General features: G+C 60.1%; 15 protein-coding genes. 11 read left to right on the top strand and 4 right to left on the bottom strand.

Going from position 1 to position 12,895, the window contains the following annotated elements; translation table 11 throughout:
* The first annotated feature begins 38 nt into the window (after window positions 1–38).
* From AB731_RS13105 to pal, 8 genes are all read left to right on the top strand, one after another.
* The gene (locus AB731_RS13105; protein WP_047094467.1) at window positions 39–356 is read left to right on the top strand and encodes a phosphoribosyl-ATP diphosphatase; all 318 of its coding nucleotides are present in this window, start codon (window positions 39–41) and stop codon (window positions 354–356) included.
* Complete coding sequence (locus AB731_RS13100; RefSeq protein ID WP_047094568.1) at window positions 356–733, top strand: histidine triad nucleotide-binding protein; 378 nt, start codon at window positions 356–358, stop codon at window positions 731–733. The genes AB731_RS13105 and AB731_RS13100 overlap by 1 nt, the downstream gene beginning before the upstream one ends.
* A 99-nt stretch (window positions 734–832) precedes the next feature.
* Complete coding sequence (locus AB731_RS13095; protein WP_047094466.1) at window positions 833–1,288, top strand: YbgC/FadM family acyl-CoA thioesterase; 456 nt, start codon at window positions 833–835, stop codon at window positions 1,286–1,288.
* Window positions 1,285–1,992, top strand: coding sequence for a protein TolQ (gene tolQ, locus AB731_RS13090; protein ID WP_047094465.1), 708 nt, complete (start codon window positions 1,285–1,287; stop codon window positions 1,990–1,992). Before AB731_RS13095 ends, tolQ begins: the two co-directional genes overlap by 4 nt.
* A gap of 115 nt (window positions 1,993–2,107) precedes the next feature.
* Complete coding sequence (locus AB731_RS13085) at window positions 2,108–2,635, top strand: ExbD/TolR family protein (RefSeq protein ID WP_047094464.1); 528 nt, start codon at window positions 2,108–2,110, stop codon at window positions 2,633–2,635.
* Window positions 2,636–2,645: 10 nt separating this feature from the next.
* Window positions 2,646–3,464 (top strand): cell envelope integrity protein TolA, encoded by an 819-nt coding sequence (locus AB731_RS13080; protein WP_082126504.1) that lies wholly within the window; start codon window positions 2,646–2,648, stop codon window positions 3,462–3,464.
* The gene (gene tolB / locus AB731_RS13075; RefSeq protein ID WP_047094462.1) at window positions 3,464–4,873 is read left to right on the top strand and encodes a Tol-Pal system beta propeller repeat protein TolB; all 1,410 of its coding nucleotides are present in this window, start codon (window positions 3,464–3,466) and stop codon (window positions 4,871–4,873) included. The genes AB731_RS13080 and tolB overlap by 1 nt, the downstream gene beginning before the upstream one ends.
* A gap of 68 nt (window positions 4,874–4,941) precedes the next feature.
* Entirely contained in the window at window positions 4,942–5,463 is a 522-nt protein-coding gene (pal, locus tag AB731_RS13070) for a peptidoglycan-associated lipoprotein Pal (protein ID WP_047094461.1), read from the top strand.
* Here the strand turns inward: pal and AB731_RS14035 are convergent, their stop codons facing one another.
* On the bottom strand, window positions 5,464–5,652 hold the full coding sequence (locus AB731_RS14035; protein WP_156167469.1) for a hypothetical protein: 189 nt from the start codon (window positions 5,650–5,652) through the stop codon (window positions 5,464–5,466).
* Between the two features lie 177 nt (window positions 5,653–5,829).
* Between AB731_RS14035 and AB731_RS13065 the strand changes: the two genes are divergently transcribed.
* The 3 genes from AB731_RS13065 to AB731_RS13055 all read left to right on the top strand — a co-directional run bounded on the left by AB731_RS13065 (window position 5,830) and on the right by AB731_RS13055 (window position 8,738).
* The gene (locus AB731_RS13065; protein WP_047094460.1) at window positions 5,830–6,363 is read left to right on the top strand and encodes a J domain-containing protein; all 534 of its coding nucleotides are present in this window, start codon (window positions 5,830–5,832) and stop codon (window positions 6,361–6,363) included.
* Window positions 6,364–6,375: 12 nt separating this feature from the next.
* The gene (locus tag AB731_RS14030) at window positions 6,376–7,026 is read left to right on the top strand and encodes an META domain-containing protein (protein ID WP_047094459.1); all 651 of its coding nucleotides are present in this window, start codon (window positions 6,376–6,378) and stop codon (window positions 7,024–7,026) included.
* Window positions 7,027–7,163: 137 nt separating this feature from the next.
* A complete protein-coding gene (locus tag AB731_RS13055; protein WP_162199490.1) occupies window positions 7,164–8,738 on the top strand; it encodes a sensor histidine kinase in 1,575 nt (524 codons plus the stop codon).
* A gap of 18 nt (window positions 8,739–8,756) precedes the next feature.
* Here the strand turns inward: AB731_RS13055 and AB731_RS14255 are convergent, their stop codons facing one another.
* From AB731_RS14255 to AB731_RS13040, 3 genes are all read right to left on the bottom strand, one after another.
* Window positions 8,757–9,707 carry a hypothetical protein gene (locus AB731_RS14255; RefSeq protein ID WP_047094457.1) on the bottom strand — a complete coding sequence of 317 codons (951 nt, stop codon included), beginning with the start codon at window positions 9,705–9,707 and terminating at the stop codon, window positions 8,757–8,759.
* Between the two features lie 112 nt (window positions 9,708–9,819).
* The gene (locus tag AB731_RS13045; RefSeq protein ID WP_047094456.1) at window positions 9,820–11,175 is read right to left on the bottom strand and encodes a cystathionine gamma-synthase family protein; all 1,356 of its coding nucleotides are present in this window, start codon (window positions 11,173–11,175) and stop codon (window positions 9,820–9,822) included.
* A 151-nt stretch (window positions 11,176–11,326) separates the two neighbouring features.
* The gene (locus AB731_RS13040; RefSeq protein WP_047094455.1) at window positions 11,327–12,835 is read right to left on the bottom strand and encodes an SLC13 family permease; all 1,509 of its coding nucleotides are present in this window, start codon (window positions 12,833–12,835) and stop codon (window positions 11,327–11,329) included.
* Window positions 12,836–12,895: the final 60 nt, after the last annotated feature.

The following is a 12,895-nucleotide window of genomic DNA, read 5'->3' as shown; positions in this document are numbered from 1 at the left end:
TTGACGCGCTGCCGCAGGTTCGCGCATTGCGCTGGCCAATGGATACACTCTCCCGCCTTGAAGAGGTGATCGCGCAGCGCCGCGCCGCCTCCCCCGAAACCAGCTATGTAGCGAAGCTCCATGCGAAGGGCCTTCCCGCCATCGCCCAGAAAGTGGGCGAGGAGGCGACCGAAGTCGTGATCGCCGCTCTGGCTGGTGAAGCTGCGGACCTGACCGGAGAAGCCGCCGACCTTATTTTCCACTTGCTGGTATTGCTGGGCGCGAAAGACATTGCGCTGGCCGATGTGCTGGCCGAACTGGACCGGCGCGAAGGCGTGTCCGGTATCGTTGAAAAAGCTGCAAGGACACAAGAATGATGGCTGTCGACCCGGTTGCTCCCTACGATTCCGAAAATATCTTCGCGAAAATCCTGCGCGGGGAAATCCCTGCGAACACGGTCTATGAAGACGATCACGCGCTCGCCTTTCACGACATCAACCCGCAGGCCGATGTGCATATTCTGGTGATCCCCAGGGGCGCATATGTCAGCTGGGACGATTTTTCCGCCAATGCCTCCGCCGACGAAATCGCCGGCTTTGTCCGTGCGGTCGGCCATGTCGCACGCGACAAGGGGCTGGTGGTGCGCGGCTATCGTCTGTTGAGCAATATCGGGCGCAACGGCGGGCAGGAAGTGCCGCATTTGCACGTGCATCTGTTCGGCGGCGGACCGCTGGGGCCGATGTTGGCGCGGTAATGCCGCAGCCAGCAGCCGCTACCTGCCGCATTAATGACTCGACTGGGCGATTAACCCTCTTTTGTCGCTGCGCTTACGCTTGTAAGCATCCGTTCACAAATGACTGAGCAAATGCAGCCACCCTCGGGAGTTATCGAAGGGTCGCGTCACCTTTATCCGGTGCGCGTCTTTTTTGAGGATACCGACCTGTCCGGCATCGCCTATCACGCCAATTATCTTAAATGGTGCGAGCGTGCGCGCAGCGATATCTTGCGTGTGCTCGGCATAGACCAGCGCGCTGCATTCGAAGCGGGCGAGGGATTTTATGCCGTGTCCGAAGCCAACATCAAATGGCGCCGTCCGGCGAAGTTTGACGATGTTCTTACGGTGGAAACGCGCTGCACGCAGGTGCGCGCCGCCAGCGCCCATATGATCCAGCGCATTTTCCGCGCGGAAGAACTGCTTGCAGAAATAGAGATTACCGCAGCATTCCTGTCAGCCGATGGCCGTCCAAAACGCCAGCCAGACGCATGGCGCGCTGCCTTTGCGACCTTTACCCAGAAAGACCCTGAATGAGCATTTTGCAAACACTTGCCGCCGGAACCGCTATGGCCCCGACCAGGCTCGACCCGATCGAACTGTTCATGGCTGCCGACATTGTTGTTCAAGCTGTCATCCTGGGCCTTGTTCTCGCATCCGTGTGGGTCTGGGCGATCATCGTCGGCTTCACTCTGCGCATGAGCAACCTGCGGCGCAAAAGCGGAGCGTTCGAGGACGAATTCTGGACCAATACCGATGTCGATGGCCTGCTTGACGGGCGCCGCCGCAAAGATAACCCTTCAGCCCGCGTTGCGGCATCGGGAATCGCGGAATTTCGCCGCAGTCACAAATCCGGCTTAAAGGATAAGGAAGCCGCGCGTGCGCGCGTTGCGCAGGCGATGGAAGGTCAGGTCGCGCTGGAATCGGACAGTCTGGCAGACCGGCTGAATTTCCTTGCCACAGTGGGCTCTGTTGCGCCGTTTGTGGGCTTGTTCGGCACTGTCTGGGGCATCATGAACAGTTTCTTCCAGATCGGCCTCCAGCAAAATTCATCGCTCGCCGTGGTCGCACCCGGCATTGCAGAGGCGCTGTTTGCGACTGCAATCGGCCTGTTCGCCGCTATCCCGGCAGTTATCGCCTACAACCGCCTGTCGGGCACCGTGAACGGTTTTGAGGCGCGGCTCACCCGTTTCTCCGACCGTGTTCACGCGCAGATCAGCCGCGAAATGGAAGGCGTGTGATGGTTACAGTTTCCGCCCGCTGTCCCGCGCAAACGCCTGATCTTTTCGCTGACACCCTATCGGGTGGCTTGGCGGGGCAGCGGACTGGTGCCGCCTCCAATAAAGGAAACGTCTGATGGCCATGGGAATGGCAGGAGGCAGGCGATCGCGGCGGCACGGTTCACGCCGGGCACCGATGGCCGAAATCAACGTCACGCCTTTCGTGGACGTGATGCTGGTGCTGCTTATTATATTCATGGTCACTGCGCCCCTTCTGGCGAGCGGTGTGCCGGTGGAATTGCCAGAAAGCCGCGCGAATCCTGTCGATCAGGAACCTGATCAGATCACCGTTGCAGTGGACCGCGAAGGCTTTGTCTATATCGACGATGCACGGGTTGAAACCGGTGGTTTGCCGCAAGCTCTGGAAGCGCTGATGGGGCCAGAGGGCGCAGAGCAACCCTTGATCAATCTTCGCGCTGACCGCGATATCGACTGGGGCCGCGCCATGGCGGTGATGGGGGAGCTGAACCGCGCAGGTTTCACCAGGATTTCGCTGATCACGTCGCCTGCTGCGGAGCCTGTTGTGGCCCCGGCGCCGACACAAGATCCTGAAAAAGGTCTAGTCAGTGAGGGTTCAGCCGAAGAGGCTAGCTTCACCGAATAATATGGCAGAAATGGCTCGTCTCTCCACGGAAGAAAGCGTCGGCATTGGCGTCGCGCTTGTTGCCCATGTGGCGCTCGCGGCAGCGTTGGCCTGGCATGCTACGCGTGATGCGCCCCCGCTTGTGCACCCGGAACGGATCACGGTAAGCCTTGCGACAGAAGTCAGCCTTGAATCCACCGCGCCTGATCCATCCGCAGAACCCGCCGCCAGCTTCGCCCCTGTCATCACCGATATACCCCAGGCTCCGCAAGAGCCTGTGACCGCCCCGCCGGTAGAACCACGACCCGTGCCGACCACGCAGCCGACCACCGCGCCGACATCCCGGCCCACTCCGCGCCCGACCACGCGCGCTACGTCTCGGCCCACTCCGGCGCCCACGCCGACGGCCCGCGCATCTTCGCGGCCTGCACCAACACCCACCGCCACACGGCGGGCCGGCGGCAGCCGTCTGGGGGCGGACTTCGTTGAAGGTATGGGTGCCACCGATGGCAATACTGGTACACCTGCTGCGACTTTCGGAACGACCGAGCGCGCAGCTCTGGCGTCTGCAATTACGCGCCAGCTGCGTCCGCACTGGACAGCTCCTTCCGGGGTTGATGTTGAACTGCTGGTGTCGCGCGTAAACTGGCGCCTCAACCGCGATGGCAGCCTGAATGGACGGCCCTCGTGCCGTAACCTCAGCGGGGTAAACGATTCCAATCGGCCGCAGGCTCCGCTCCATTGCGAGCGTGCAATTCGCGCGGTTCAGCTTGCTGCGCCTTTCAACTTGCCCGAACAGTTCTATAGCCGATGGGACGACCTCGAGTGGGATTTCGACCGGAGATTGTGATGAAGACCCCTGGAATTCTCGCCGCATTGATGCTGCTCCTGTCCGCCCCGGTGGCGGCACAGAATAGCGATCTCGATCCTACCCGCTTTGACGAGCAGGAAGCCGCAGCAGCCGCGACCGCTCAGGATCCTGACGATGGCCCCCTGCGCGGCACAGTCACCGACGATTCCGCATGGCAGGATCTCGGCATTGCCATCGCGGCTTTCGCCACCAACGAAAATGTCCCCACACCTGCCAATTCAAGCGGTACAGAGGCACTGGGCCTCGAGTTGTCGCGCATCGTTTACAACGATCTGCGCTTTAACGGGCTGTTTCGCCCGGTTGGCCCCGATGCCTTGCCGAGACCAAGCTATCCTCAGATCACCGCCCCTGCATGGAACACGTGGCGCGGGCGCTCTGCTGAAATGCTGGTGCACGGTTTTGTTCGCGCCAATGGTGATGGCCGGCTGACGGTCGGCTGTTATCTGTATGACGTTGCCTTGCAAAGCGAGCTGGTGCGAGAGGGCTGGGTAGTGGCCCCGTCCGAATGGCGCCGCGCTGCGCATCGCTGCGCCGATCTGGTCTATTCACGCCTGTCGGGGGAAAGCCCGTTCTTCGACAGCCGCATCGCCTATATCGCCGAGACGGGTCCCAAGGATAACCGCGTGAAGCGGCTTGCCATCATGGACAGTGACGGTGCCAACCACCGCTTCATCACCAATGGTCAATCGACCGCGCTCACGCCGCGTTACTCGCCCGATTACTCGCGCATCGCCTATCTTTCCTACACCGACGGGAATCCGCGTATCTATGTGTATGAGATCGACAGCGGACGCCAAACGCTGGTGACCGAGAGCAACAGCCCGACCTTTGCCCCGCGTTGGAGCCCGGACGGCCGGAGCATCCTGTATTCCATGGCCGTTGCCGGAAATACCGACATCTACCGCGTTTCTGCCTCGGGCGGCGGCACGCCGATCCGGTTGACTGACGGGTCCTCCATCGAAGTCGGCGGATCGTATTCCCCTGATGGCAGCCGCATCGTGTTCGAAAGCGACCAGTCTGGCAGCCAGCAGTGTTATGTCATGAATGCCGATGGCACCAACCAGCGCCGCATCAGCTTTTTCGGCGGGCGCTGCGCCACGCCGGAATGGAGCCCGCGCGGAGACCAGATTGCGTTTACGCACATTGCAGGCGACTTCCGCATTGCGGTGATGAACCCGCAAGGCCAGAACATGCGAACACTGACCAACGCATGGCATGATGAGGGGCCAAGCTGGGCCCCCAATGGCCGCATCATCCAGTTTTTCCGTACCGAGCGTAATTCGGGCGACACATCGATCTGGCAGGTTGACCTGACCGGAGAGAACGAGCGCCGCCTGCGTACGCCGGTCGGTGCGTCAGATCCGGCTTGGGGACCGGTTCTGCCGTAAATGCGTTAATTCCTCAACGGGTTGCAAAATCGCCTAGCTACAACCGCAGGTTCAAGGAGAGCCACACAATGAATCGCATTGTTATTGCCGTCACCCTTTCCAGCGCACTCGCGCTCAGCGCTTGCAGCAGGCAGCCGCCGGAAATCACGCCTGATCCGCCGCAGGATGTCATGACGACGCCTACGCCGACTGCCACTGCCGCACCGCCCATGGGACCGCAGCCGGGTTCGCAAAGCCATTTTTCCTCTGCGATGATGGGTGCGGATACGATCTATTTCGACACCGACCGGTATAATATCGACGGTGAAGATGCCGTCGCACTGCGCCGTCAGGCGGAATATATGCTCCAATATTCGGGTTCCAGCGCGACGGTCGAAGGCCATGCCGACGAACGCGGCACGCGCGATTACAACCTTGCTTTGGGTGAACGCCGTGCCAACGCGGCGAAGAACTATCTCGTCAGCCTTGGTGTGCCCTCAGACCGCCTTCGTACGGTAAGTTATGGCGAGGAACGTCCGGTTGCGACCGGATCAAACCAGGCTGCGTGGGAACGCAATCGCCGTGCTGTAACGGTAATGATCAGCCGCTGATCAGCGTGTAAAATCAAACAGGGCCGGAGCAATCCGGTCCGCACGGGGCGTGGCGGCTTCAACCGCCGCGCCCTGTTCATTCGCGGCGTAGGATGGTGATCCCGGCACGCTTTGCGGAGCGGAGAAAACAGCAAGGGCCGCCATCGCGAAGATGGACGCACATGCGGAAATAGCCAATTGCTTACTCACGAATATCATCCTGTATTTATTGAAAGTCCAATTACGCAGCGGCAGGCATACTGCAATGCAGCAATAGGTCCGTAACGATGACCAGAGGATGAAAGTTCCCGGGACTTTGTTCCCGGTTCACGGCGAGCAAATGTTTGCCTATAGGAAATAGATGCAAAATCTTTTGGTGACTGATTGATGGCCGGTGCTCGGCGTTCCAACGACTGGGGTTTCCCGCGCTGGCGCGGCTACGAGGACGCGCGTGACGCTGTGCAGGTGCGCCTGTGCGACCGCCACGGCTGCGATGAAAAGGGCGATTGCCCGGCCCCCAAAAGCCCCAACAATCCCGACAAGTGGTTCTTCTGTCAGCGACACGCGGCGGAATATAACAAGGGCTGGGATTATTTCGAAGGGCTCGACAAGGAAGAGGCCGCTAATCGCGCCAAGGCCGAGCAGACGGAAAACGCCGGCTATGCCGAAGCGCAGCATTATGGCTGGGGCGGCAGTGGCGACGGATCGCGTTCCAAGGATGAAATGCGCGCGCTGGAGGTTTTGGAACTGGAAGCCGATGCCGATTTCGCCGCGGTCAAGCGTGAGTGGCGGGCGCGGGCCAAGAAGGTCCATCCAGATGTGAAGCCCGGCGATGCCGAGGCTGCGGAAGAATTCCAGAAGTTGCAGCTTTCCTATGAAGTGCTGAAAGCCGCCGAGGAACGGCGCGAATGGAAGGGCTGAGGAAGATCCGTCGTGGTTAGGCCGCCGCGCCCGAACCGCGGCGGTGCATTCGAGAAATGGACGGTGCGCCTCATCGTCCCGGCTTTGTTTATCGCACTTTTCTCTGCCATGTTTTCGGTAGCCGGGCCGAGAGTTGACTGGCGCGCATGGTTCGACGGGCCTGAACGCGGGACATGGCGCGCCATCATGATCGGCGGGCTGGATGTCGCAGCCGAAAGAATGAGCATCGCGGTCGCAGATGGCGAAATCCGCGGTGGGCGTGATGGCTGCAATTATTGGGGTTACTCGGGCGCTCCCGACCCTGAAACCGGCGAACGCATGATATCCAGCACGATGGCAGCTTGTGAAGAAACACCTGCACTGCAGGCCTACGATGCCATCGGCCATTACCGCGCCGAACTACAACTCGTGTCCGCAGACCGGCTGGAAGTCAGCTATCGCGGCGTTACCGGGATATTCCGGCGCTGGACTCCCGAACTGGACGAGGCAGAACGCCGCGCCGACGAACGCGCAATGGACGCCGCGCGCCGCGCCGAATCCAAAATGCCTTCGCCGGTATATCCCGCACCGGACAGAAATGCCCCACCACCCCCGGCCCCGCCAGCTGCGCCACCGCCACCTCCGCCTGCGCCACCAAATCCGGACCCATTCCCGACTAGGTAACAACGCCTAGGGCCTTGTCGACCATACGCAGGGACCGCGTGTGTAGAAACAGCGGGCAATCGTAACCCGTGGTGATCATAGCAATGCCGAAATCCTTTCAACATGCATTGGCCGCGAATCCCGGCGGTTATGCTGGAATGCCGCCTTTGTTCATGAAAGCTGGCTCCATTATCACCATGATGCTGGTTGTTGGGGTAGGCTTTGGCCTGCTCGCGTCGCTGGGGATAGCTTTTACCCGTGAAGAAGGACGTGTCGCAGCGGTCTGGTTCCCCAATGCGCTGCTGCTGGTGGCCTTGTTGCGGTCGCCGCCCGATCGGCTGGTTTATCTGCTGTTCGCGGCATTCCTGGCAAATATCATGGCAAATCTGAACGCGGGCGATGGATGGTTTTTGGCCTTGGGGCTGGCGCTTTCAAACCAGATTGAAGTGATGGCGGTGTTGTACGGGCTTGCGCGCCTGCGCTGCCATCCGATCAACTTTCAGGATGCGCGGCACATCCTGACCTTTGCCGGCATAGCCATCGGCGCCTCGGCGGTGTCGGGCATAGCCGCCCAAGGATTTTTGCAGCCGGCAGATTTGCAGGAATGGCTGTGGCAATGGTGGAAATGGACCAGATCGGATGCGCTGGGCCTGCTGTTGTTTGTGCCGGCTTCTGTCATCCTGATCGAAGGCTGGAATGCGCGCGGCCAATTGACTCGCGACAAGCTGGTGGAAGCGATCGGGATCATCACGCTGGGCACTTTGATCAGCGTGTACACCTTCTGGCAGTCGGATTATCCGTTCCTGTTTCTCGATGCGCCAATTGTCATCCTTTATGCCTTGCGCCTCGGTCCTGTCGGAAATGCTGTTGCGATCATCAACCTTGCCGTGGTGGCGATTATCGCAACTGCAGCCGGTCGCGGGCCGATCAATCTTGTCGATGGCACACTGGGCGAAAAGGTCATGGTGCTGCAGGTATTCCTGCTCAGCAGTTTTGCAGTTGGCCTGCCGATTGCAGCCATTCTGCGCGGGCAGATCCAGCTGGCCGAAACCAAAAGCCGGTTCCTTGCGCAGATGAGCCATGAAATCCGTACACCCATGAACGGCGTGCTCGGGTTTGCCGACGTTCTGCAACAGACCCGGCTTGATACCGATCAACGCCGCTATGTGGAGATGATAAGCAAATCTGGCGAGACGATGACGCAATTGCTCAACGATATCCTCGATTTTGCGCGGATGGATGCGGGTTCGCTCAGGCTGGAGCGAGAAAAGTTCGATCTTCATGCGCTATGCCGGGAAAGTATCGATCAGCTTGAAGCGCGCACGATGGAAAAGGGCCTGTCAGTGCATTGCAGGATCGCGCCGGACGTTCCGCAATGGGTGGAAGGCGACGCAATGCGGCTGCGCCAGGTGCTGGGCAATCTTCTGGGCAATGCCGTCAAGTTCACCGAGAAGGGTGAAATTGCCCTTCGGATATCAATGCACGAAGGCCGGATTCAGATGGAAGTCGAAGATACCGGCATCGGCATCGAAGACATCCACATCGCGCGCATTTTCAACAATTTCGAACAAGTCGATGAAGGGACCACGCGCCGGTTCGGTGGATCCGGCCTGGGTCTTGCCATCGTGGCAGAACTGGTTCGCCTCATGAACGGCAAGATCACCGTCAGTTCTGCCGTCGGAGTAGGATCGCGCTTTTGTGTATGCGTGCCTTTGCGCAAGGCGAGGGCGTAGAGACGCGGAGCTGTCGGCTCAGTTGCCGATATAGCTGCCCACATACACGCGGTCATCGCCGTCGTCCGCTGCGCCTGCGACATTGGCATCCTGCGCCGCGAAAAGGATCAATATCTCTTCCCGGTTGGCACCCGCCAAAGAGCCGACATAATTGCCGGTAAGATCATTGGCTGTATCGGTGATCGTGCCTTGGAAAACGCCGCTGGCGGAAACTGTCGCGCTGATACTGAACGAAGCGATTTGCGTCGGCGCGCCCATTACGGTTTCAAACAGATTGATCGTGCCGGTCAACGTGTCTTCCGTGCCAGGGGTGACCGTAAAGGTGACGTCTGGCGCGGTGACTGCACCTGCCGCGGTCACACCCGGATCGCCCCCGGTAACATCCACCGCCCCGGTGTAGGAAAGGGTCGCGGTGAGATCGTCTGTTGTGGTGACATTGTTGAAGAACACGGCAGTACGCTGGCTGCGCAAAGTGCCATCCACGCTGTCCCGCGTGAACGCCTGATTATCAATTTCGTAGTTGACGCGCATCACATGTGTGAACGGCAGGAACAGCGTAAGCGCGGTGTCGCCTGCGGCATATTGGCGCTGCGTCGGGGAAACGCTGACAAAGTCGCCTGCACCAAAAACAACGGTATCGCTGAGATCGGGGAACAGGAATGTCGCGCTTTCGGGTGAGGCAACAAAGCTGATACCGCTAGTCCCGTTCAGCCGCGTGCCGCCGCTGAACACTTCGGTGCCGCCGCCATTCGGGGTGAAGAAAGCGTAGCCGTAATTTGCGTTGAAGCTGGTGGCGGAAAAATCCGTGGTCAGACTGAAGTTGATGACCGACGTCGGCGTGGGTGTGGGCGTCGCCGTGCTGGTATCAGTCGGGGTTGGTGTGGGCGTGGTTGTTTCATCATCGCCGCAAGAGGTGACCAATGCGCCGCAAGCTGCGACACTGAGCAAAAGACCGATTTTCCGGAGCACGCTGTTTCCCGTCCATATTCGCTGAAATTCATACGGCCCATACGCCGCTATACCTTGCTCTTAGCTGTCCAAAGCCAAGCGGGGCAAGCGGCGTTTGGCCCATACCTACAGCTTAAACGGCCTCAAGCGCCTGCTCGAAGTCTGCAACCAGATCGTCCGGGTCTTCAATCCCGATCGAAATACGCACCAGATTGTCGGTAATGCCAAGCGCCGCGCGGCGTTCCTCTGCGACCGAAAGATGCGTCATGCTGGCCGGATGGCTGGCGAGCGTTTCCGTTCCGCCAAGGCTGACTGCCAGCTTTGCGACCTTCAGCGCATCGAGGAAACGGAAGCTTTCCGCTTCGCCGCCTTTGATAAAGACCGAAAAGGTGGAACCTGCGCCAAGGCAATGGCGATCATAAATGTCCTGCTGGCGTGCATCTTCGATCATTCCGAGATAACCGAGCCCTTCCACCTTGGGATGCGCCTTCAGCATGGCGCAAACCTTCGTGGCATTTTCGCCGGCGCGCTGCATCCGCAACTCCACCGTTTCAAGGCTGCGCAAAAGCATCCACGCGGTGTTGGGATCAGCAATGCCGCCCATCGTGTTGCGCAGCGCCCGAATCGCATCGAGCCATTTCTTTGCGCCCGAAACACTTCCCGCAACCAGATCCGAATGACCGCCGACATATTTGGTAAGCGAATACACTACCAGATCAGCGCCCTGATCCAGCGGCTTTTGCCACAGGGGCCCAAGGAAAGTGTTATCGATGGCAATCGGGCAGCGGTCGGGATCGAAATGCGCGTCGCGCGCTTCCCTGACCGCTTCGATATCGACCAGAGCATTTGTCGGATTACCGGGGCTTTCGAGATAGATCAGCGGCACTTCACCGCCTTGTTCGGCAGCCTTGGCCTTGGCTTCCTTCATCACCGTGTCCAGTTCCTCACGGCTCGCGCCAGCGGGGAAGGCGATATAGGTGACGCCGTATTTTGCCATGACCTTGGCAACAAAGCCTTCGGATGCGGCATAGAGCGGGCCGGAATGCACGATCACATCGCCCGCATTGCAGGCTGCAAGGATCAGCACGGCAATCGCGGTCATGCCGGAAGAGAAGCACAGCGCGTCCTCTGCCCCGTCCCAGATGGCGAGGCGATCTTCCAGGATTTCCTGATTTGGCCCGTTGAAGCGCGAATAGACAAGGCCATCCGCCCCCCCGGGACGCTTTCCGGTGATGCCTTCGAAGTGACGCTTGCCCGCCGCCGCATTTTCAAACGCAAAAGTGCTTGTCAGGAAGATCGGCACTTTCAGCGAACCTTCGGACAGGGCCGGATCAAAGCCGTGGCCCATCATCAGCGTCGATGGCTTCAGCTGGCGCCCGCCAATCGTGGTGATTTCGGGCTTGGGCTTGCGGCGCGGGGTCGGGGTGGTGACGGCACCGAGGGGATCGCTGTGCGGATCGTTTTGGGAATTGTCGGGGGTATCGGCCATGGCGGCGTCCTTCCTTGCAAGTTCTCACCCCTAGGAAGGCAGGGGTGTTGCAGGATTTCCGGGTCGCCCGTTCCTAACCTCCGCAGGAACGCATCTACACTGGAAAACTGGTTGCAATCGTAATTATATTCCTCAGCTGATTCCCGCAAGCCTATTGGGTGATTTGCGCGATGGAAAAGACCACCCCGACGATCAGGAAAATCCCGGCGATATCGAGCGTGATGCCTGCCTTGATGAGGCGTGGCAAAGCGATGCGGCCTGTCGACCACGCAATGGCATTTGGCCCTGTTCCGGCGGGCAGCACGAAGCCCCAGCTTGCCGCGAGTGCAACGGGCATCGCCAGCAGCAGCACGACATTGCCGCCACTCTCTCCGCTGATCGCAACAGCCAGCGCCGCCACCACGGGCATGATGCCGCTGGCGGTGGCAACATTGCTGGCAAATTCGGTGATCAGGATCACCATCGCCACCAAGGCCAGCGCGATGACGATGACGGGAACGCCGGCCAGTGGCAGCAGCGCATTGCCCAGCCAATCGGCCAGCCCGGTGCGCGTCATCGCTCCTGCCAGGGCCAGTCCGCCGCCGAACATCATCAGCACATCCCACGGCGCGCGGTTTGCCTCGCGCCATTCCAGCAGGCGGCGGCCCGTCCCATCCGGCAGGGTGAACAGCAGGAACGCCGCTGCAATGGCCACTGTGCCATCAGTTAGTGATCCTTCGGGGAAATAGGGCGCGACAAATCCGCGCAGCATCCAAGCAAGAAAAGTGACCGCGATCACCGGCACCAGCCGCCGCTCCGCCTCGCTCCAGGGTCCCTGCGGCGCGATCGCTTTGCGCGCTGCCGAAAGGTCAAAGGGATGATCGGCGATGCGCTGCACCTTCGCGATGATGACGGCAGCCAGCGGAATGCCGGCGATTACGATGGGCACACCGAACATCGCCCATTGTGCAAAGGTAATCTCGATACCGGAAATGTCGCGCAGCAGAGCCACGCCGATGGCATTGGTGGGGGAGCCGATGATGGTGCCAAGCCCGCCAATGCTGGCGGCGAACGCCAGCCCCATTGGTAGCGCTCCTGAAAGGCCGGATTGATCCAGCGTGCCGTCTGCACGGGATTCTTTCTGCCCTATCACTTCGTTACATGAGGTTGATCCTTTCTGTCCTATCACTTCGTTACATGAGGACGCTGCCCCGCCTGACAGCACTGCCAAGGCCATTGGCATCATGATCAGCGCGGTAGAGGTATTGGAGATGATGTTGGAAAGTATGGCCGCTGCAATCATGAAACCAAGCAGCAGCCCGAATTCGCCGCCGCGCCCGCCGATCCTGTCCAATATCCAGCAGGCCAGCCGTTTGTGCAGCCCGGTCCGTTCGATCGCGAGCGCCAGGAAAGCGCCGCCCAGCAACAGGAAGATGATGGGAGAGTAATAATCGCCTGCCACTTCGTTTGCCGTGCCGGCACTGACGAATGGCAGCACGGCAAATGGCAGGAGCCCCGTGGCTGTCAGCGGGATTGCCTGCGTCATCCACCATGTGGCCATCCACATGACCAGGCCAGCGGTGTTCCACGCCGGACCTATCATCCCGGCTGGAGCAGGCAGCAGCAGCGTAAGCGCAAACAGTGCAGGGCCAAGCCAGAAGCCGGTGCGTGTCGCTGTCATACCCTGTGCTTATCCTCCCAACCCGTATAGTCTGCGACCGTAGGGATTCGCGGGGACAGG

It is taken from the genome of Aurantiacibacter marinus, from assembly GCF_001021555.1.
Taxonomy (GTDB): domain Bacteria; phylum Pseudomonadota; class Alphaproteobacteria; order Sphingomonadales; family Sphingomonadaceae; genus Alteraurantiacibacter; species Alteraurantiacibacter marinus.
The sequence above is the reverse complement of the archived record's forward strand: the minus strand, read 5'-3'. Positions and strand labels throughout refer to the sequence as shown.

Excerpts from the sequence above, each read along its gene's own strand:
- AB731_RS13105 (WP_047094467.1), top strand. The coding sequence starts at position 39 with ATGGATACACTCTCCCGCCTTGAAGAGGTGATCGCGCAGCGCCGCGCC.
- AB731_RS13100 (WP_047094568.1), top strand. The coding sequence starts at position 356 with ATGGCTGTCGACCCGGTTGCTCCCTACGATTCCGAAAATATCTTCGCG.
- AB731_RS13095 (WP_047094466.1), top strand. The coding sequence starts at position 833 with ATGACTGAGCAAATGCAGCCACCCTCGGGAGTTATCGAAGGGTCGCGT.
- tolQ (WP_047094465.1), top strand. The coding sequence starts at position 1,285 with ATGAGCATTTTGCAAACACTTGCCGCCGGAACCGCTATGGCCCCGACC.
- AB731_RS13085 (WP_047094464.1), top strand. The coding sequence starts at position 2,108 with ATGGCCATGGGAATGGCAGGAGGCAGGCGATCGCGGCGGCACGGTTCA.
- AB731_RS13080 (WP_082126504.1), top strand. The coding sequence starts at position 2,646 with ATGGCTCGTCTCTCCACGGAAGAAAGCGTCGGCATTGGCGTCGCGCTT.
- tolB (WP_047094462.1), top strand. The coding sequence starts at position 3,464 with ATGAAGACCCCTGGAATTCTCGCCGCATTGATGCTGCTCCTGTCCGCC.
- pal (WP_047094461.1), top strand. The coding sequence starts at position 4,942 with ATGAATCGCATTGTTATTGCCGTCACCCTTTCCAGCGCACTCGCGCTC.
- AB731_RS13065 (WP_047094460.1), top strand. The coding sequence starts at position 5,830 with ATGGCCGGTGCTCGGCGTTCCAACGACTGGGGTTTCCCGCGCTGGCGC.
- AB731_RS13055 (WP_162199490.1), top strand. The coding sequence starts at position 7,164 with ATGCCGCCTTTGTTCATGAAAGCTGGCTCCATTATCACCATGATGCTG.
- AB731_RS13045 (WP_047094456.1), bottom strand. The coding sequence starts at position 11,175 with ATGGCCGATACCCCCGACAATTCCCAAAACGATCCGCACAGCGATCCC.
- AB731_RS13040 (WP_047094455.1), bottom strand. The coding sequence starts at position 12,835 with ATGACAGCGACACGCACCGGCTTCTGGCTTGGCCCTGCACTGTTTGCG.